Here is a 19,225-nt window from a genome sequence, read left to right on the forward strand (position 1 = left end):
TGGTAAAAGGTGATTAAGGGCCTCTATTTTTTCTACGCCTTCCCACCAGAGGTGCCGAAATTCAAATGCACCTGAGGCATGAAATAAAGTAATGATGTCGGTTTCGTATACTCTTGATACGGAGTGTGTTTTCTTTTTTCCGGAAAGATCTAATGGAGGTAAAGGGTCATCAGGTATTTCATTTTTTAATTGGCTCAGCTGAGTGTAATGAAAGTGTATTTCCCCCGTTTCTGTCTGTTTCATACTGTCAGTCCAACTCATCCAGTCTGTAAAATCAGCCGGTGGGTGATTATCCAGAAGGTCTTTGGTTACCAGCCAATATTCATGTTGTGCGATGTCGTTCTTCAAAAGCTGGTGCGCAACAATAACATCTTTGCCAATCAGTTTACTGAAATTCTTTACATTATACCCGGCAAATTCACCGTAGTGTGTAATTACTTTTAAGGAAAGATTGGCAGCAGAAATACAGGCCTTGCACTGGCAATACCTCCTTTGATCATAAGTCATAAGGTTCTTGTGAAACAGACAAAACATCTTCTCTACCTGCTTGTACAGCTCTTTGAGTTGCGGCGGTTCTCCGAATTTGTAAAAAAGAATGGCATCACCTTCTATTTCGGAAACTTCGAGACCAATTTGATTTGCATTAATAAGCAATTCAAGCAATTCCTGTATGATTATGCGGCTGTGATTAATTTCTGATTCTGTTACAAATCGAGTGAAGCCACTAATGTCAGGGATAAAAAGCAGACCCTTTGTTTCCATTTCATATTAAAGTTACAAACAATAAATCATTAGGCAATCATCAGCGCAGATCTAATGTTTGATAAACAGCTTTCGAAAAGAATTTTACATTTCTTCGTAACCTATTGGCGTAGAATTCATCTTATTGTTATAAATACACACATCGATAATGAAAATACATTTACTTTTTGCATTCTTTTTATGCTTATATATTTTGCCTTTTGAAGTTGTAGCGCAACAAAATGGCAAAATAACCGGAACGGTTAGGGATGACAAGCAAACCCTGCCTTCGGTAAGCGTACTTTTATATTCTGCCAAAGATTCTGTACTGGTTACCACAGGGATGACCGATGGAGAGGGTAAGTTTAATCTTCCAGCAGTTCCGGGAGCTTATTATGTTTTATCAACTTTTGTTGGTTATAATAAAGTGAAAACACCGGTATTTGAACTTAAGGGTTCAACTTATGAGCTGCCAGCAATTGTGCTTAAAGAAAACACAAATAAATTAAATGAGGTAAGTATTACAGCATCAAAGCCTGTTTTGGAACGAAAAGGGGATAAACTGATTTTTAATATTGAGGCTACACCCTCTGCCGCCGGACTTAATGGCCTGGAGGTGCTCAGAAAGGCACCGGGAGTTACCATTGATCATAATGAGAATATCTCTCTTGCCGGCAAAGGCAATGTACTGGTAACTATTGACGGCAAACAGACTTATTTGAGTAGCGCCGAAGTAGTAAGCTTGCTTAAGTCTATGCCAAGTTCTGAGATCGAAAGTATCGAGATCATCAACAATCCGGGTGCGCGATATGATGCAAATAGTACGGGTGGAATCATCAACATCAAAACAAAGAAAAGTCTTGCCATTGGCTTTAATGGTAATTTGACGCTTGGTGTTGGTTATAATAAACGTTTACAAGCCAACCCAGGTATTAACCTAAACTATCGCAGGCAATTTTTTAATGTATTTGGGTCTTATGACTACAATAGATGGCCTTTTCAGGAGAACCTTACCATTGACAGGGTAACTCCCGGTATGAATTCAAAACAATTGTATTTTAGCCAGAGAAATAGGGATACTTCAGTTTTTGCGTCGAATAATTTTAAAATTGGAACAGATTTCTTTCTGACCAAAAACCATACAATTGGTGTTTTGCTTAAGGGTAATTTGAATGGATTTGATCAAAATGGTTTTAGCAGAATTACGATTGGCGATTCGTTTGCAAAACCAGATTCCATATTGCAAACTCCGGGCAAAAACTCAACAGATCGTAAGAATTTTTCGTACAATATCAACTATAAGGGGATATTGGATACCGCAGGGCAGGAAATTACTATTGATGCAGACTACTCAACATTTAACGGGGATAACAAAGCGAGTTTTGTAAATCGCTTTTTCCTTCCTGATGGAACTTTTTTTAAGGACGGACAGATATATAGGAATTTTTCGCCTTCGGATATCAACATTAAAGCCATTAAAGCAGATTATGTATTACCGCTTAATAAAGTGTTCAAGCTTGAAACAGGTATCAAGGTAGCCAGTGTGAAAAGCGATAACAATTTCGTTTATGAGAATGATGTTAATGGAGAGTGGATAAAGGACAACAGCCGTAGCAATCGCTTTAAGTACGACGAACAGGTAAGTGCTGCTTATGCGATTTTGAACATCAGTACAGGTAAATTCTCGGTGCAAACTGGTCTTCGTGCAGAACGGACTCAGTCTACAGGTAATTCGGTTACAATAAATCAGTTGAATAAGCGAACCTATACTGATTTTTTCCCTTCGTTAACATTTAGCCGAAATTTCGATGCGGATAATGTTGCCAGTGTGTCTTATTCGAGAAAGATTAACAGACCAAATTATCAGAACCTTAATCCATTTATTTTTTACCTTGATCAGTATACCTACAACGAGGGTAATCCTAACCTTAAACCGGAATATTCTACAAATTTTGAAGCGACTTATTTATGGAAACAAAAATATAGCGTTGCGTTTGCCTATTCACATACATCGGATGTAATCACACAGATCTTATTACAGAATGAAGCCAAAAAATCGATGTACCAGACGGTACTTAACCTTGCTTCTAATGATGTGGTATCACTTACGCTTAATTTCCCCGTAAAAATAAGTAAATGGTGGAACCTGAATAATAATCTTGTTGGTTATCATAAACAAATCCAGGCACCGGATCTTAACGGAACAGATCTTAATTCGAAGCAATTCAGTGCCAGTTTGTATACTCAGAACAATTTTACACTAAACAAGCTCTTCAGTGCAGACGCTTCAGTATATGCCAGTACGGCACAGATAGATGGAGGATTTAAAGTGAAAAGTATGCTGACCGCTGATGCAGGCCTGCGTTACAGTTTTCCAAACCAGAATGGTAATTTGAAACTCGGAGTTGGTGATATTTTTCATAGTCAGAGGGGCAGGGTATTTAGCACACTGGCTGGTAATGTATATAACCTTGAGCAATGGGGTACTTCGACCAATGTGAGGCTAACTTTCACCTATCGTTTCGGAAAAACCAGTGTTAAGTCTGAACGAAGCAGACAGACAGGGCTTGACGCGGAACAAAAAAGACTGGGAGGGAAATAAAACACCAATTTCTTATCGGGTCGAAAATCAGTCTTTTTTGGAAAATTGAATTTCTAAATCCCGGAGTACTTTATCATATCCTTTCCTGTCAATAAAAGCATTAGGATTATAAGCGCCACCGGCTTTGTGCTTCTTATAAAGCCCAAACTGGCTGGCATGAGAGGAAAGCCAGATATCGAATGTGAGCTTTTTCATGGCGCCTATTGTATAAGCATAGTCCTTAGCGATTTCAGGATAGGAAGTTACTTCGGAGAATTTTTTCTCCGTCACGATTGTAGGCATATTGGCAATTAAGACCTTATAAATCCGGTCTTTGTCTTTTACATCGAACAAGAAGCTACAAGAACCCTTTGTATGACCTGGATGATGGAGCATAACCAGCTTCATATCATCCAAACCCACGGTATCACCATTATGCAATAAACGATCAGTTTTTATTGGTTCATAAGTAGGTCCATGACCTCCTAATGCATAATCTGAACTGCCCCCATCCGCTGCAACCGCGGCGTCCTTTTCATCCACCATAAATTTAGCTCCGGTTGCTTTTTTAATTGCCGACATAGCTCCCATATGGTCATAGTGTGCCTGCGTGGTCAGTAATATCTTGATATCATTAAATTTGAAACCCAAGGTTTCAACATTTGCCTTAATCACTGACAGAGAAGTGGCAAGCCCGGTATTAATGAGGATATTCCCTTTTGGGGTCACAATGAGATAGCAGGCCAGATCTTCTGTGCCCACATAATATAAATTGCCGGCAATGCGAAAAGGCTGATAAGATTTAGACCATTCTATTGGCGTATCTTTTGGTTCTTTTACCTGTTGAGCTGTTGCAAGAAAAGAACTAAAAAATAAAATAACCGTAAGAGTATTGAAATAGTGTCTAAACATAGGAAATGATTTTAAAGCTAATATATGGGAAATACTTCTGAAAGCATCATAGTCCAATAGCCTGAAGCCATGCCACTAAAGCTGCACCTACCTGAACTGGAGAGTCTTCTTGTGGATAATGAAGACCCTTTACGACAACTTTTGTGGTATTGGGCAGACTGTTGCAAAACTGTTTTGCATCGGGAGAGCTCATACCGGGATTCGCCTCGATATACAGTTTTGGTACCGCGCTTTTCTTTAGCCAAGCCGTATACCTGGTAGCTACAGATGTAAATGCATTTGGTTCTGCATCAAAGGGGAGTTGACGTGCCCAGGATAGCATTGGTCGCCGTGATTCTCCAGGTACAACAAAGGGCCTGCGGTATTCATCGTGTTCTTCTTTTGTTAGTGGATTTATGTGCGATAAGGGGATGTTAACTTCAAGAAATGAGTTTTCCTCGAGTATCATTTTTTCACCTTCAGGAGAGCGTAGGGCCTGAAAGATTTCCTTTCCTTTTGGAGGCATCTGTTCCCATTTGTAGGGAACGGTAATAGATTCCATAAACGCGATCCCTTTAACGGCATTAGGATGTCTGCTTGCCCAGTAGAATGCCAATGCTGAACCCCAATCATGAACTACAAATGTTATGTTCTTTTTAATTCCAAGTTTTTCGTAGAAAGCATCCAGATATCGACTGTTTTCGGCGAAAGTGTGTGATTTCGGATCTGAAATCTTTTCTGAATCGCCCATCCCAATTAGATCAGGAGCGATACAGCGCCCTAAGTTGGATACCTGTGGAATGATGTTTCTCCATACATAAGATGAAGTGGGATTGCCGTGTAAAAATACAATAGGATCACCAGTTCCGGTTTCTATATAAGCGATATCTTTTCCAAGTACGGTGACGTGTTTTTTTTCGGATGCCTGTGATGTGAGGGCGCTGGTAATAGCGATAATTAAAGGTAAATGTTTCATGTGCTGGTAATTTAATAATACAAAATTATGCTACACTGAAAATCAAAAATTGTACAAAATCAAGTTTTATCCTATTTCGGGATTCACCATTTCGGGAGGCCTTTTTTAAAGAACTGACCAGGGCTTTCGCCTGTAAATGTCTTGAAATCCCTATTGAAATGGGCTTGATCGAAGAATCCAGTTTCCTGTGAAACTGCAGTAAGATTTTGATGAGATTGGTAAGTGCTGATGACGGAACGGATTCTGATGATGGATGAGAAGTGTTTAGGAGAGGTACCTATCTGGCTGCGGAAACGCTTTTCGAAAGAATCGATGTTGATGTTCAGTGTAGCGGCAAGATCTTTTATTTTATAATTACCGCTTGTGGATTTGATGATATCAACAGCCTTACTGATCATAGGATCTTTACCATTTCTTTTAAGTTGTGTGATCAGAAAGGTTTCTACTGCGGCTATACGTTCGGCATGCGTTTGAATCGTTTCCAGGTTTTCTTCAAGTCGCTGAACCTGTCCAATGGGAAATACGGTGTCGAGATTTGTGGTCAGCCCCAAAAATTCGTTTAGGGGAGTGTTTATAAAAGCTGTGGCACCGCCTTCATTGAAAAGCACCAGTAGTACTGCTGAGCCGGAGGTATAGTATACCGGGCGTGCAACTTTAGACATTCCAGTAATCCCAAATCCCAGATTATTGTGGCTATTGTTTAGGTATATTGCGCCTTTAAAACGTAATGCCATAACAGGCGCGGTACCAGGTAATAATTGCCTGGTTAAATCACCTTCACTTTCTGTAACCAAAAAGCGGTTTACAAAAGGCTTAAGCACATCGGATGGAAGAAATTGATGAACTTTCATTACGTTTGCTATAACCAAATATAACTCTTTGCCTGGATCTTATTACGGATCGATGTAACTTTATAAAATGAGGGAGTATCATAAATTATGATACTCCCTCATTTTATAAAGTTACATGGCCAGCTTAGTATAACCTACCAGAATTTTACATATAATGCAGCAATGATCAGGAGCGTTATCACAATCAGAGCCAATGTAGATGGAGAAACTTTGAACATGGATTTATCCAGTTCAAATGCTTTAGGATTTACTTTAGGACCAGCCAAACTCATTACAATCATAATGGCCATAGTAAAGAAGAAAGAAAGACCCATGCAGATATGGAATGGAATTTCAAAACCACCTTTGCCATTAGGGTAGGCCGTATATAAGAAAGTATCGTTACCCAGCAGACTCGGTGCCATTTCGTTAAAGAATACCGAAAACAGGAAACCTGCCAATACCCCGGCGATGGCCGCACTACCAGTGGTTCTTTTCCAGAACATACCAAGAATAAACATGGCAAATACACCCGGACTAATGAAGCCAGTATATTTCTGAATGAAAGTAAAACCACCTTCACCACCAATGCCTAATAAATCGTTCCAGGTAAAGAGAACTGCCAGAATCATACCTATAAATACTGTTGATCTGCCAACTAATACGAGGTTCTTTTCTTCTGTACCTTTCTTGAAATATTTTGCATAAATATCGAGTGTAAAGATTGTGGAGATACTGTTTACTTTACCAGCAAGTGAGGCTACAATAGCTGCGGTAAGTGCAGCTACGGATAGCCCTTTAAGACCTGTAGGTAAAAAGGTAAGAATGGCTGAATATGCACCATCTTTGCCACCGATCAATTGAGGCAGGTGCCCGCCTTTGTACAATACATAGGCTGCAATACCCGGCAACATCACGATCAATGGCATCATCAGCTTCAAAAGGCCAGCGAAAAGTATTCCCGTTCTTGCGGTTTGCAGATCTGCACCAAGTGCGCGCTGAGTGATATACTGGTTACATCCCCAATAATTGAGGTTGATGATCCAGATACCAGCTACGTAAGAAGCTAGTCCCGGGAAAGTCAGGTATTTGCTGATCTCATTTTGGGTGGATTCTGCGGTAGGTTTAGGGATGATCATTTTGAAATGCTCTGGAGCCTGTTCCATTAAAACATTGAAACCGGCAATGGCATTTGCTCCAACACCGAACTTCTCGCCCACAACAGTCAGTGCGATGTATGTGGTTACTAATCCACCAAAAATCAATACCGCCACCTGGATTACGTCGGTATAGGCAACTACTTTCATTCCCCCTAAAGAGATGATCAGTGCAAATACCGCAAGCCCGATCATAATCACATGCAGGTAATCTCCACCTGTGAGCCCGTTAATGGCCACTGCACCCAAATAAAGAATGGACGTTAGGTTTACAAACACATATAAAAACAGCCAGAAAATGGCCATGATTAATGCTACCGACTCATTGTACCTGGTCTTTAGAAATTGAGGCATGGTGTAGATCTTGTTCTTAAGATAGACCGGGATGAACCATACGGCTACAATAATAAGTGCGATTGCTGCAATCCACTCGTATGCGGCCACTGCAATACCAAGAAAAAAACCCTCACCACTCATTCCAATAAATTGCTCGGCAGAAATGTTGGAGGCAATAAGGGAGGCCCCAATAGCCCACCAGGTGAGTGTTCCTTCTGCTAGAAAGAATGCTTTGGCATCATGCTCATTCTTTTTACGCTGGCGATAGATAAAATATCCATAACCGGAGACGATTAAAAAGTAGATGATGAAAACTACATAATCTGTAGTTACTAAATTGTTGTTCATATTGGTCTTATTTGGTTGGTTTGAGCAAATGGTTAATGTGCCGGTAAATTACGTTTATCCGGCACATCTTCCTTATTTATAAAAGATTTCATTCCATTGAAGTTCGTTTCTGAACTGGTTGATCCTGGTATCAGCTCCAATGTTTACGTATTCTATACCTGCAATGTTTGCAAAATCCAGTAAATGCGCTGTTGTCAGATTCTGACTGTATGCAGTATGGTGTGCACCTCCGGCGTAGATCCAGGCTGCACAGCCAGTCTTCATATCAGGGAGCGGCTTCCATAAAACCTGTGCTACAGGGAGCTTTGGTAACTTATGCTTGGGTTCCACTGCTTCTACCTCGTTTACGAGTAGTCTAAAGCGGTTACCCATATCGATAATTGAAGCATTGAGTGCATTTCCACCGGCTACAGTGAATACTAGTCTGGCAGGATCTGCTTTCCCGCCGATACCAAGGGGATGTACTTCAAGTCTTGGTTTTTCGTTGGCCAACGATGCATCTACTTCCAGCATGTGAGAGCCCAATACCATTGAATTAGCAGGGTCAAAGTGGTAGGTATAGTCCTCCATAAAGGCGTTTGCCCCAGGTAATCCGGCACCCATTACTTTACAAGCACGTACTAGTGCAGCGGTTTTCCAATCGCCTTCTCCGGCAAATCCATATCCTGCCGCCATTAATCGCTGTGCAGCAATACCCGGTAGCTGAATCATACCGTGCAGATCTTCAAAGGTATCACTAAAGCCTTTAAAGCCGCCGTCTTCCAGGAATTTCTTAAGACCCAGTTCTATCTTTGCAGCTTCATAAACAGAACCATGTCTATCTCCGCCACGCTGGAGGTCAGTTGCCATAACGTAGGTTGCTTCATATTCTGTTAACAGCTCCTGGATAGCTTCCTCTGGAATGCTGTTGATAACGGCTACAAGGTCACCGATGCCGTAGGTGTTGACCTGGAAGCCAAATTTGAGCTCAGCCTCTACTTTGTCGCCATCTGTAACGGCTACATAGCGCATATTGTCTCCAAAGCGCGCAAATTTAGCACCTTGCCAGTCATGCCAGCCAGCTGCGGCTCGTGTCCAGGTATCAATTTCACTTAATACTTCCTGATCCTGCCAATGTCCAACCACTACTTTTCGATCTTTGCGCATCCTGGTTACAATAAAGCCAAATTCACGATCTCCATGTGCACTCTGGTTCAGGTTCATGAAATCCATATCAATGGTATCCCAGGGAATGTCTCTGTTGAATTGAGTGTGTAGGTGTAATAAAGGCTTCTGAAGAATATTCAGTCCTCTTATCCACATTTTTGCAGGTGAGAAAGTATGCATCCATGTGATTACACCAATGCAATTGGTAGTTAAGTTGGCCTGTTGCAAGGTTTCAAATATCTCGTCAGGTGTTTTTACTATTGGTTTATAAACAACTTTAACGGGAATTTGCGGAGCAGCGTCTAGTGAGGATGCCACTTGCTTTGCGTGATCAGCTACTTGCTTTAACGTCTCCTCTCCATACAGGTGCTGACTACCCGTGATGAACCAAATTTCTAATTCTTTTAAGTTTATCATATCTTAATACTGTGTTTTACTTAATTGCTGAAATACGGAACAGACCTGCTCCATGTTTATTGATTGTTGCTGTATATGTTCCTTTAGCCCTACCCTTATTACTCTTGCTCCAAAGATCTCTCACTTTGCAGACCCCGGTAAATCCAAGGTCATTCAAGTTTACAGAAATGTTTGCTGCTTCATTGCCATCACCCGGGTTAAACAAAGCGACGTATTTATCTCCAGTTTTTGGATCATCTGCMACCCAGCAGATTCCATCCTCATTACGAAACAATTGTTTGTTATTGGTGCTGTTGTTTAGGATATTGAGCACCTCTGTGTTGTTTAATAGGGAAAGGGTAAAGGCGTCATTGCTTGGCAGGTCACCTCCAAACATCAATGGGGAACGGAATATCGTCCACAGTGTCATCAGTGTGTATTGCTCATCTTTGGTAAATGCCGTCATTCTTGGATTTCCTCGTTCTGCGCGAATTCCAATTTTCCCAAGAGGAAGCATGTCTCCATCAGGCCAGGCACCAGGTGCGCGATATTTGTTCCATCGCTCAAATACATGAAAATGATCTTTCAACATGGGCCAGTTGTCCCAAAAATCGTCTACTGTGCGCCACATATTGGCATGACMCTGCACATGGGAAGCACTTGCCATAGGTGTTTCTCCCGGCGAAGTACTCAGTACGATCTTTCTACCTGTGAGTGCGATTGCTTTACGGATCATTTCTACCTCTCCGGTATGGTAAGGTCTGGAAAGGTCATCCACCTTAATGAAATCTACACCCCACGATGCATATAGCTTAAATAGCGAGTTGTAATATTCTTGTGCTCCATCACGTCCGGCCACTACAGTGTACATGTCATGTAGCCACTTACATTGCAGATCTGTGCTGTAAATGTCTTTGGCGGTAGCCTTACTCCCCATGATTGGCAGATTACGTTTTACCGCCTCTATCGGAATGCCCCGCATGATGTGAATACCAAATTTCAACCCCTTTTTATGAATGTAGTCGGCAAGGGGCTTAAACCCTTTACCGCCTGCTGCTGAAGGGAAGCGGTTTACTGCTGGTTGAAATCTGCCGTATTCATCCAGTACATAATCTGGATCCGTCTCATTATAACCATGCGCTTTGTCGTTTCCAACATACCAGCGAATGTCTACCACCACATACTCCCATCCAAAAGCTTTCAGATTTTTAGACATATATTCCGCATTGCTTTTCACCTCAGATTCCACTACAGTGGGGCCAAAGCAATCCCAGCTGTTCCATCCCATAGGAGGCGTCTTAGCCCAATCATGAAAGTCTTTTTGCTGTGCATTTACGCCTATCAGGGCTCCAATCAGGAGTCCCCCTGTTAATATCATTTTTTTACTGACCATAATAACTGTCCGGGCCATGCTTACGTTCAAAATGCTTTTTTATTAATGCATCTTTTAATTTTGGTGAATGCATATTGATTTGCCTTGTTAGCAAGGCCATATGTGCAATTGATTCCAGTACTGCACTATTGTATACCGCTTTTTCTGCTGTCTTACCCCAGGTAAACGGAGCATGATTTCCCACCAGTATCATTTCAACCTCATGATGACTATAACCGAGCTCAGTAAAGTGATTAATGATCTGAAAGCCCGTTTCGTATTCGTAGTTTCCTTTAATCATCTCATCACTCATTGGTGGTGCACAGGGTACATCCACAGTGAGGTGATCGGCATGGGTAGTACCAAAAATGGGTATATCCATTTGCGCCTGTGCCCAGGATGTGGCATAGGTTGAATGGGTATGTACAATGCCATTGATTCCTTCCCAATGTTTGTATAACACAGCATGGGTTTTGGTATCAGAGGATGGTCTGAGCGTTCCTTCTACAGTATTTCCGTCAAAATCAACGATAACCATTTTATCTGGTGAAAGATCTTTGTATGGCACTCCGCTTGGTTTGATAGCGAAAACACCTTCATCTCTGTCGGCCGCGCTAACATTTCCAAAAGTGAATAACACAAGACCTAGCCTTGGTAATTCCATGTTAGCCTCATAGGCAGTTTCACGTATTATTTTATAAATGCTCATGATACATAAGGTTTGATTTCTCTCTTATTGTACTTCTCCAGATATCTACCTAAAGCCAGATATTCCTGGTAATGCTGGCGATACATTCTTCGTTTATTCAGATTGGGCTGGTATTCTGCTTCGAATCCTGTTCCCATTGCTTCCATTGCAGTTTCAATATTTGGATGGATACCGGCTGCTACTGCAGCAAACATGGCCGCTCCGAGTGCGCAGGTGTGCTCAAATCGATGAATTTTTATTGGCATTTCTAATACATCGGCCATCATCTGCATGATGTAAGGTGATTTTTGGGCTACTCCGCCTATACCAATTATTCCTTTTACAGGTACACCCTGGTCTTCGAACCTATCAACGATACTCTTTGCCCCAAAACAGGTTGCTGCAGCTAAGGCTCGGAAAAATTTTGGCGCGTCGGTTCCCAGACTTAAACCGGCTATGGCTCCTTTAAGTTCTTGATTGGCATCAGGCGTTCGTCTTCCATTTAACCAGTCCACGGCCAGCTCTGCGTAATCTTCGTCGCCTAATTGTTCAGCCTGTTCGCTTAGACGGGAAATAATTTTTGCTTCCAGTTCATCTTTTAAAGCAACGGCTGTAGCCTGATCGATTAACGCAGATTCAGTGAGCAGATGATTCAATGGCCAGCTGATTAAGTTTTTGAACCATGCATATACATCACCAAAAGCCGATTGACCAGCTTCAAGTCCCATTGTTCCTGGGATAACTGAGCCATTTACCTGTCCGCAAATGCCTTTTACCAGTTTGCCTTCCAGGTCTTGCAAGGGGGCAACAAGAATATCGCAGGTACTTGTCCCCATGATTTTGCAAAGGTGATATGGTAATATCTGTCCACCAACGGCACCCATGTGTGCGTCAAAAGCACCTACACCAACAACTACATCTGTTGATAATCCTAATCTCTCGGCCCATTCCTCACTTAATCTTCCAGCAGGTTCGTCTGAAGTATAGGTGTCCTGAAATAGCCTTTCAGTAAATCCAGACAATAGGGGGTCTAATTTACTAAAAAAATCATTTGGCGGAAGGCCGTTAAACTCTTCTGCCCAAAGGGCTTTATGTCCCGCTGCACAGCGGCTCCTTTTCATTTTTCTGACGTCATCGCCTCCAGTTAGCAAGAAAGGGATCCAGTCACAATGCTCCACCCATGAAAAGGTAGCGTCACGAACAGCAGGATCTTCTCTTAACACATGAAGCAGTTTTGCCCAGAACCATTCTGAAGAGTAGATTCCTCCCACATATTTAAGATAGTTTGTTTTAAATTTTGTGGCATGCTCATTAATCTGCGCTGCTTCTTTGATTCCTGTATGATCTTTCCACAATACAAACATGGCATTTGGATTTTCTTCAAAGCCAGGAGTGAGGGCAAGGGGTGTTCCGGTTTTGTCAACCGCTACCGGAGTAGAACCTGTAGTATCTACGGCAATTCCTTTTATGGAATCTGCTATTGCTGTACCACCCGCTTTTGCGATACACTCTTTAATGGTATGCTCCAATCCCTCGATGTAGTCAAGTGGATGCTGTCTGAACTGATTTAATGATGGCTTACAGTAGAGGTTTTTTTGCCACCTTTTATAATAATAAACTGAAGAGGATACCTCTGCTCCATTTTCGGTATTAACAATTACCGAGCGAACAGAATCCGATCCGTAATCAACACCGATGACATATTTGGTTAAATTCATAGTAACTATAATAAACGTCTAATTAACGTTTATTTTTTTAACAAAAGAAAATTATTATGAAATTTATTTCACATTATTTTGATTATCAGCTAATAAGATTCTCTGGGTTGGGTATGAAATTTAAAAAAGATTGGAATTTAGCTTTGTATTTGGTTTTATCCAGAGTGTAGTAAAAAGCCCCACGTTTGGAACTGGACTTGTCTTTTTCAGTAAGTTTGATTAGTAAGTCCGTAGAGTTGACTTTGCGGATAAAATTCCGGTTGTCAATTTTGGCATTATAAACCTGTTCATACAAATTCTGTAATTGCGGGATGGTGAATTTGGTAGGCATTAGCTCAAACAGTATTGGGTGAAGTGCGGCTTTATAACGGATCCTTTTTTGGGCTTCCTCAACCATGTTGTTGTGGTCAAAGATAAGCGATGGGGCTTCATTGATGAGGAACCATTCGGCATGATACCTGTCGCTGATCTGTGTTTTGTAAGTATTGATGTCTATTAATGCAAAGTAAGCTACTGATACGGTACGTTCAATTGGGTCTCGTTCCGGGTTTCCATAAGCGCTCAGCTGTTCCAGATAAACATCCTTTAGTCCTGTAAGTTCAAACAGGATGCGTTCGGCTGCACCGTCCAGGGTTTCTTTCTTTCCGACAAAGCCACCCATTAAGCTCCATTGATCTTTTGCTGGTTGAAATCCTCTTTTAATCAATAAAATTTGTAGTTGGTCGCCGTCAAAGCCAAAGATGATGCAGTCGACTGCAACCAGAACGCGCACTTGGTCAGAATAGGTTATCATGTTGAGGGGATCGTTTGTCAAAAGTAGTTTACTTGGTTTCTTGAGTTATGAAAGCAATTTATAAAAATAATTATCAAAGCTACAAAATTAATAATCGTTAATTTGACGTTTAATTTAAAATTCCTACATTAGCCCTTAACTGAGCTGAAAATCCCGGGACTTCTTCAGTGAAGACAATCTGATAAACAAGATATGATAACCAAGTATAAATTTTTTTCAATTTCGGTTAAGATGAAATACAAAAGCAATTTAATCGCTCTGCTCATTGCGGGGACTTTTTTTAGGGCGAGTGCACAACAAGATGATGTTATTGTGGTCAATGCGGCTAAGTCTGAGGGAAAAATATCACCAACTATGTGGGGCGTTTTCTTTGAAGACATTAACATGGGAGCCGATGGTGGGATCTATGCCGAAATGGTAAAGAACCGGTCTTTTGAATTTTTAAAGCCATTGATGGGGTGGTCTGTAAAAGGCGATAAGATCAAAGAGGGCGACCTGCTTGTGCTGAACAGACAAGATGCTCAGCTCGCTAATCCAAGATTTCTTAGAGCGACTATAAAAGATGCTGCAAAAGGACAGGCCGGGTTAACCAATGAGGGATTCAAAGGTGGGATGGGTATAAAAAAAGACCTTGAATATGAGTTTTCCCTGATGTACAGACAGCAGAGTCCAGGAATCACATTGCATGTAGAATTGGTAGATGAACAGAATAATATATTAGGAACTGGTGTATTAAAACCGACTGATATATCAGGGAAATGGGCGAAACAAGAGGTGAATTTTAAAGCTGGTACTACAGCAGCAAAAGCTAAGATGAACATTTGGTTTGAAGGGAATGGGGTATTGGATATGGATATGATTTCTTTATTTCCTGCAGATACCTGGAAGGGTCGTAAGAAAGGCATGCGTGCAGATATGATACAGATGTTGGCAGACATGAAGCCAGGTTTCATCCGCTTTCCGGGTGGTTGTATTGTAGAAGGAACCGATCTGGCCAACAGGTATCAGTGGAAGAAAACAATAGGGCCAATAGAGGAGCGTCAGTTAATCATGAATCGCTGGAATACGGAGTTCGCACATCGCCCTTCACCTGATTACTTTCAAACCTTTGGACTGGGCTTTTTTGAATATTTCCAATTGGCAGAAGATATAGGGGCTGAGCCATTGCCAATTCTGAACTGTGGAATGGCATGTCAATTCAATACTGCCGAAGTAGTTCCTTTGGATCAGCTGGATCCTTATGTACAGGATGCTTTGGATCTGATTGRGTTTGCTAATGGTGATGCTTCATCGGAATGGGGTAAGGTCCGGGCATCAATGGGGCATGCTGAACCTTTTAATTTGAAGTATTTGGGTGTAGGCAATGAGAATTGGGGGCCGCAGTATATTGAACGCGCCAAAGCCTTTCAAAAGGCCATCAAAGCAAAATATCCAAAGATAAACCTGATTTACAGTTCGGGTACAGATCCTGATAGTGATCGGTTTCATTTTCTGGACAAAGAACTGCGTACAATGGGGGCAGATATCATAGATGAACATTATTACCGTTCTCCTGAATGGTTTCTGAAAAATGCTTCCCGATACGACAGCTACGATCGTAAGGGAGCAAAGGTTTTTGCAGGTGAGTACGCTGCTCATATAGATGGAAAAACTACAGGAAGTAACCGAAACATCTGGCAGGCGGCAATTGCCGAAGCAGCCTTTATGACTGGGCTGGAGCGTAATGCCGCCGTAGTAAATATGGCTTCTTATGCGCCTTTGTTTGCTAATACAGAAGGTTGGCAGTGGGCTCCTGACTTAATTTGGGTAGACAATATGAATATTTACGGTACACCAAATTACTACGTTCAAAAGTTGTTTTCTACCAACAAAGGGACTCAGGTTGCTTCTGCATTAGCAGCAGGAAAGTCAGTTTCTGGTCTGGATGGTTTGTATGTATCGGCAGTGGTCGACAGTATGAAGAAAGAACTGATCGTGAAGCTGGTCAACACCAGAGATACTGAACAGAACAAGCAAGTTTCTTTTGAGGGTTTAAAATTAGTAGGAAGTGAGGCTCAGTTGACTGTATTAAAAGGCCATTTGACTGATCAAAACACGATCGATAAACCCTTAGCGATTGCTCCTACACAAGCTGCACTCAAATTAAAAGGGAAAACTGCCGCACTGAAATTGCCTGCAAATTCATTTGTCATGTTGAAGGTTAGTTATAAATAAAATGACTGGTAAGCAAACAATTCGAAGGTTTTTGAAGTATGGTGTCTGCTTGTCGCTTAGTATTTCCTGGAGCCTGTTACCTGCACAGCAAAAGTATCCTTTCAAGCTGTTTAAATCACAAGAGGTAAGGTTGCTGAATGGTGTTTTTAAGCAAGCACAAGAGACAGACCTGCATTATATGCTGGCACTGGATGTCGACCGGTTATTGATGCCTTATCTGAGAGAAGCAGGATTAAAGCCAAATGTACAAAGTTATCCTAATTGGGAAAATACCGGGTTGGATGGACATATAGGTGGACATTATTTGACTGCACTGTCGCTGATGTATGCCGCTACTGGCGATCAAAGGATAGAAAAGCGGCTCAAATATATGCTGTCGCAACTAAAGAAATGTCAGGATGCGAGTCCGACAGGCTACATCGGCGGGGTGCCTGGCAGCGTCAAACTATGGGAAGAAATAGCCCGGGGAAAAATAGACGCCGGAACTTTTAGCCTCAATGGTAAATGGGTACCACTTTACAATATCCATAAGATACTTGCCGGATTGCGTGATGCTTATCTGTATACAGGCGATGTTGATGCAAAAAAAATGCTGATCAAATACAGCGATTGGTTTGTTTGGTTAACTTCTAAATTGAATGACCAGCAGATTCAGCAAATGCTGAAGTCCGAGCATGGGGGCATCAATGAAGTACTGGCCGATGTATATGAAATCACTGGAGATCAGAAATACCTAAAATTGGCTTATCAGTTTTCCGATCATTCCATCCTGGATCCATTGGCTCAGGGTAAAGATCAGTTGAATGGGATTCATGCCAATACACAAATACCAAAGGTAATCGGATTCAAGCGCATAGCTGATCTGAATAAAGATAGTATCTACCAAAAAGCAGCTTCGTTCTTTTGGAATGAAGTGGTACACCATCGGACAGTAGCGAATGGAGGTAATAGTGTGAGGGAACACTTTAATCCACTAAACGACTTTTCGGGAATGATCAATAGTGTAGAAGGACCAGAAACTTGTAACAGCTACAATATGCTCAAACTTACAAAACTATTTTATGAGTCAGAGGGGCTTGCTGGTTATATAGATTATTACGAACGTACCGTTTACAACCATATTTTATCCTCACAACATCCAGACAAAGGAGGATTTGTCTATTTCACTCCTATGAGACCTGGACATTACCGGGTGTATTCCCAGCCTGAAACGAGTTTTTGGTGTTGCGTAGGCTCAGGTTTAGAAAATCATGCCAAATACAATGAGTTGATCTATGCGTTTCAGGATGATATACTGTACCTGAATCTATTTATCCCTTCCAGTTTAAACTGGAAAGAGAAAGGACTAAGTTTTGAGCAGCAGACTCAATTTCCGGAATCAGAAAAAACAACTTTTACGATGACCAGCGGAAAAGCGAGCCGTTTTACCTTGAAAGTCAGGTATCCTGTATGGGTTCCGGAAGGAGCGATGCAGGTGTTGGTGAATGGAAAAGCAGTGGCTGCTAATGCAACGCCAGGGGGCTATATTTCTCTCACAAGGGCCTGGAAAAAGGGCGATCGGGTGGAACTGTTGCTTCCGATGAAGACTTATACCGAACAACTGCCGGATGGATCGAACTATGCGGCGGTGCTGCATGGGCCTGTTCTGCTTGCTGCCAAAACAGATACTGCCAATTTAAAGGGTTTATTTGCTGATGAAAGCCGGATGGGGCATATTGCATCAGGAAAACAATATCCCTTGCAGGACATGCCGATGTTTGTTCATGATGGACAGAATAAGGATTCGTTGATCAAGCCGGTGAAGGGCAAAGCTTTGACATTTACAGCATCCGATCTTATTTATCCCGAGCAATACAAGACGTTGGAACTGACACCTTTTTACAAGCTTCACGATTCCAGGTATGTTGTTTACTGGCAGGTGGAAACGAAAGCAGGGTTGGAGGCTTTAAAGAAGAAAATGGCTGAACAACAACGGATTGCCGATGAACTTGCCCGCGTTACTATAGATATGGTGTTTCCGGGCGAACAACAACCGGAGTCTGATCATTTTTTTAAAGCAGAGCAGACTAGTAATGGGGTGTTCCAGGATCGACACTGGCGTACTGCCAAAGGTTGGTTCAGCTATGAACTGACAGACCAAAATAAGGAAGCCCACTGTCTGCGACTGACCTACTACGGAGGGGATAAGAACCGGAGATTTAAGATATTGATGAACGACCAATTGCTGGCTTCAGTGAGCCTGGACGGTAGCGTGGGCGACAAATTTTATGAGGTAGACTACATCATTCCTCAGGAAATGCTAAAAACGTCTTCTTCAAAATTAAGAGTTAAATTTGTTGCAGAGGATGGCTCAGAGACCGCGGGCATCTACGAATTGCGGTTGGTGAAAAAATAATAACATAAATGAACCACAAATGAATATACAAATCAGTTATTGTCTACGCGCACTGGTGCTCGGTACCATGGTGCTTATCATAAATTTAAGGACCACCTCTGCCCAGCAATCGAAAAAAACGGCTTACCTTTTTACCTATTTTACAGGAAATAACGGAACGGAGGAATCCATCAGGTTTGCCTTAAGCAACGATGGTTATACCTACCGTGCGCTAAATGCTGATAAACCTGTGATCAGTTCGGCAGTAATAAGTTCTACCGGAGGTGTACGTGATCCGCACATTTTGCGTGGAGCCGATGGTAAGACCTTCTATATGGTGGTTACCGATATGGTGGCTGCAAAAGGTTGGGATTCTAATAGGGCAATGGTATTGTTGAAATCTGCCGATCTGGTTAACTGGACTTCAAGTATTGTCAATATCCAGAAACGTTTCCCTAATCAGGACAGCTTATTACGTGTATGGGCACCTCAAACTATATACGATAAAGAAGCAGACAAGTATATGATCTATTGGTCGATGAAACATGGAGCAGGTCCTGATATCATTTATTGGGCGTATGCTAATAAGGATTTTACGGATCTGGAGACTGAGCCAAAACAACTCTTCTTCAGCCCGACAAATGGTCCCTGCATTGATTGAGAC

The 19,225-nt window shown here is 41.7% G+C and carries 14 protein-coding genes; 4 read left to right on the forward strand and 10 right to left on the reverse strand.

What is annotated here, in order from left to right; translation table 11 throughout:
• Positions 1 to 762, reverse strand: a 762-nt coding sequence (locus AC1DG9_RS11635; protein ID WP_477634660.1) for a DUF2652 domain-containing protein, incomplete at its 3' end; no start/stop codon positions are given.
• 148 nt (positions 763 to 910) lie between these two features.
• Here AC1DG9_RS11635 and AC1DG9_RS11640 point away from each other — a divergent pair.
• Positions 911 to 3,343 (forward strand): TonB-dependent receptor domain-containing protein, encoded by a 2,433-nt coding sequence (locus tag AC1DG9_RS11640; protein ID WP_337716759.1) that lies wholly within the window; start codon positions 911 to 913, stop codon positions 3,341 to 3,343.
• Between the two features lie 27 nt (positions 3,344 to 3,370).
• Here the strand turns inward: AC1DG9_RS11640 and bla are convergent, their stop codons facing one another.
• The 9 genes from bla to AC1DG9_RS11685 all read right to left on the reverse strand — a co-directional run bounded on the left by bla (position 3,371) and on the right by AC1DG9_RS11685 (position 13,973).
• Positions 3,371 to 4,234: a subclass B3 metallo-beta-lactamase gene (bla, locus tag AC1DG9_RS11645; protein ID WP_337716761.1), complete on the reverse strand. Its 864-nt coding sequence runs from the start codon at positions 4,232 to 4,234 to the stop codon at positions 3,371 to 3,373.
• Between the two features lie 46 nt (positions 4,235 to 4,280).
• Complete coding sequence (locus tag AC1DG9_RS11650; RefSeq protein WP_337716763.1) at positions 4,281 to 5,189, reverse strand: haloalkane dehalogenase; 909 nt, start codon at positions 5,187 to 5,189, stop codon at positions 4,281 to 4,283.
• Positions 5,190 to 5,272: 83 nt separating this feature from the next.
• Positions 5,273 to 6,040, reverse strand: coding sequence for a helix-turn-helix domain-containing protein (locus tag AC1DG9_RS11655; protein WP_172660038.1), 768 nt, complete (start codon positions 6,038 to 6,040; stop codon positions 5,273 to 5,275).
• Between the two features lie 134 nt (positions 6,041 to 6,174).
• A complete protein-coding gene (locus tag AC1DG9_RS11660) occupies positions 6,175 to 7,860 on the reverse strand; it encodes a sodium/sugar symporter (protein WP_172660039.1) in 1,686 nt (561 codons plus the stop codon).
• 72 nt (positions 7,861 to 7,932) lie between these two features.
• Positions 7,933 to 9,423 (reverse strand): L-arabinose isomerase, encoded by a 1,491-nt coding sequence (gene araA / locus AC1DG9_RS11665; protein ID WP_172660040.1) that lies wholly within the window; start codon positions 9,421 to 9,423, stop codon positions 7,933 to 7,935.
• Positions 9,424 to 9,439: 16 nt separating this feature from the next.
• Positions 9,440 to 10,780, reverse strand: coding sequence for a glycoside hydrolase family 27 protein (locus AC1DG9_RS11670; protein ID WP_477634661.1), 1,341 nt, complete (start codon positions 10,778 to 10,780; stop codon positions 9,440 to 9,442).
• Between the two features lie 4 nt (positions 10,781 to 10,784).
• Complete coding sequence (locus tag AC1DG9_RS11675; RefSeq protein ID WP_172660042.1) at positions 10,785 to 11,483, reverse strand: L-ribulose-5-phosphate 4-epimerase; 699 nt, start codon at positions 11,481 to 11,483, stop codon at positions 10,785 to 10,787.
• Entirely contained in the window at positions 11,480 to 13,180 is a 1,701-nt protein-coding gene (locus AC1DG9_RS11680) for a ribulokinase (protein WP_288879121.1), read from the reverse strand. The genes AC1DG9_RS11675 and AC1DG9_RS11680 overlap by 4 nt, the downstream gene beginning before the upstream one ends.
• Before the next feature lie 85 nt (positions 13,181 to 13,265).
• On the reverse strand, positions 13,266 to 13,973 hold the full coding sequence (locus AC1DG9_RS11685) for an NUDIX hydrolase (protein WP_172660044.1): 708 nt from the start codon (positions 13,971 to 13,973) through the stop codon (positions 13,266 to 13,268).
• Between the two features lie 231 nt (positions 13,974 to 14,204).
• Between AC1DG9_RS11685 and AC1DG9_RS11690 the strand changes: the two genes are divergently transcribed.
• Genes AC1DG9_RS11690 through AC1DG9_RS11700 form a run of 3 tightly spaced genes read left to right on the forward strand, consistent with a single transcriptional unit; the run spans position 14,205 to position 19,222 of the window.
• Positions 14,205 to 16,187, forward strand: coding sequence for an alpha-L-arabinofuranosidase C-terminal domain-containing protein (locus AC1DG9_RS11690; protein WP_477634662.1), 1,983 nt, complete (start codon positions 14,205 to 14,207; stop codon positions 16,185 to 16,187).
• A gap of 1 nt (position 16,188) precedes the next feature.
• Positions 16,189 to 18,582, forward strand: coding sequence for a glycoside hydrolase family 127 protein (locus AC1DG9_RS11695; RefSeq protein ID WP_288879123.1), 2,394 nt, complete (start codon positions 16,189 to 16,191; stop codon positions 18,580 to 18,582).
• A gap of 19 nt (positions 18,583 to 18,601) precedes the next feature.
• Positions 18,602 to 19,222 carry a glycoside hydrolase family protein gene (locus AC1DG9_RS11700; RefSeq protein WP_477634663.1) on the forward strand — a complete coding sequence of 207 codons (621 nt, stop codon included), beginning with the start codon at positions 18,602 to 18,604 and terminating at the stop codon, positions 19,220 to 19,222.
• The last annotated feature ends 3 nt before the right edge of the window (positions 19,223 to 19,225 follow it).

It is taken from the genome of Pedobacter sp. 05L430 (assembly GCF_056397585.1).

What these genes read in the sequence shown, in the direction of transcription:
- AC1DG9_RS11640 (WP_337716759.1), top strand. Translation starts at nt 911, where the DNA reads ATGAAAATACATTTACTTTTTGCATTCTTTTTATGCTTATATATTTTG.
- bla (WP_337716761.1), bottom strand. Translation starts at nt 4,234, where the DNA reads ATGTTTAGACACTATTTCAATACTCTTACGGTTATTTTATTTTTTAGT.
- AC1DG9_RS11650 (WP_337716763.1), bottom strand. Translation starts at nt 5,189, where the DNA reads ATGAAACATTTACCTTTAATTATCGCTATTACCAGCGCCCTCACATCA.
- AC1DG9_RS11655 (WP_172660038.1), bottom strand. Translation starts at nt 6,040, where the DNA reads ATGAAAGTTCATCAATTTCTTCCATCCGATGTGCTTAAGCCTTTTGTA.
- AC1DG9_RS11660 (WP_172660039.1), bottom strand. Translation starts at nt 7,860, where the DNA reads ATGAACAACAATTTAGTAACTACAGATTATGTAGTTTTCATCATCTAC.
- araA (WP_172660040.1), bottom strand. Translation starts at nt 9,423, where the DNA reads ATGATAAACTTAAAAGAATTAGAAATTTGGTTCATCACGGGTAGTCAG.
- AC1DG9_RS11675 (WP_172660042.1), bottom strand. Translation starts at nt 11,483, where the DNA reads ATGAGCATTTATAAAATAATACGTGAAACTGCCTATGAGGCTAACATG.
- AC1DG9_RS11680 (WP_288879121.1), bottom strand. Translation starts at nt 13,180, where the DNA reads ATGAATTTAACCAAATATGTCATCGGTGTTGATTACGGATCGGATTCT.
- AC1DG9_RS11685 (WP_172660044.1), bottom strand. Translation starts at nt 13,973, where the DNA reads ATGATAACCTATTCTGACCAAGTGCGCGTTCTGGTTGCAGTCGACTGC.
- AC1DG9_RS11695 (WP_288879123.1), top strand. Translation starts at nt 16,189, where the DNA reads ATGACTGGTAAGCAAACAATTCGAAGGTTTTTGAAGTATGGTGTCTGC.
- AC1DG9_RS11700 (WP_477634663.1), top strand. Translation starts at nt 18,602, where the DNA reads ATGAATATACAAATCAGTTATTGTCTACGCGCACTGGTGCTCGGTACC.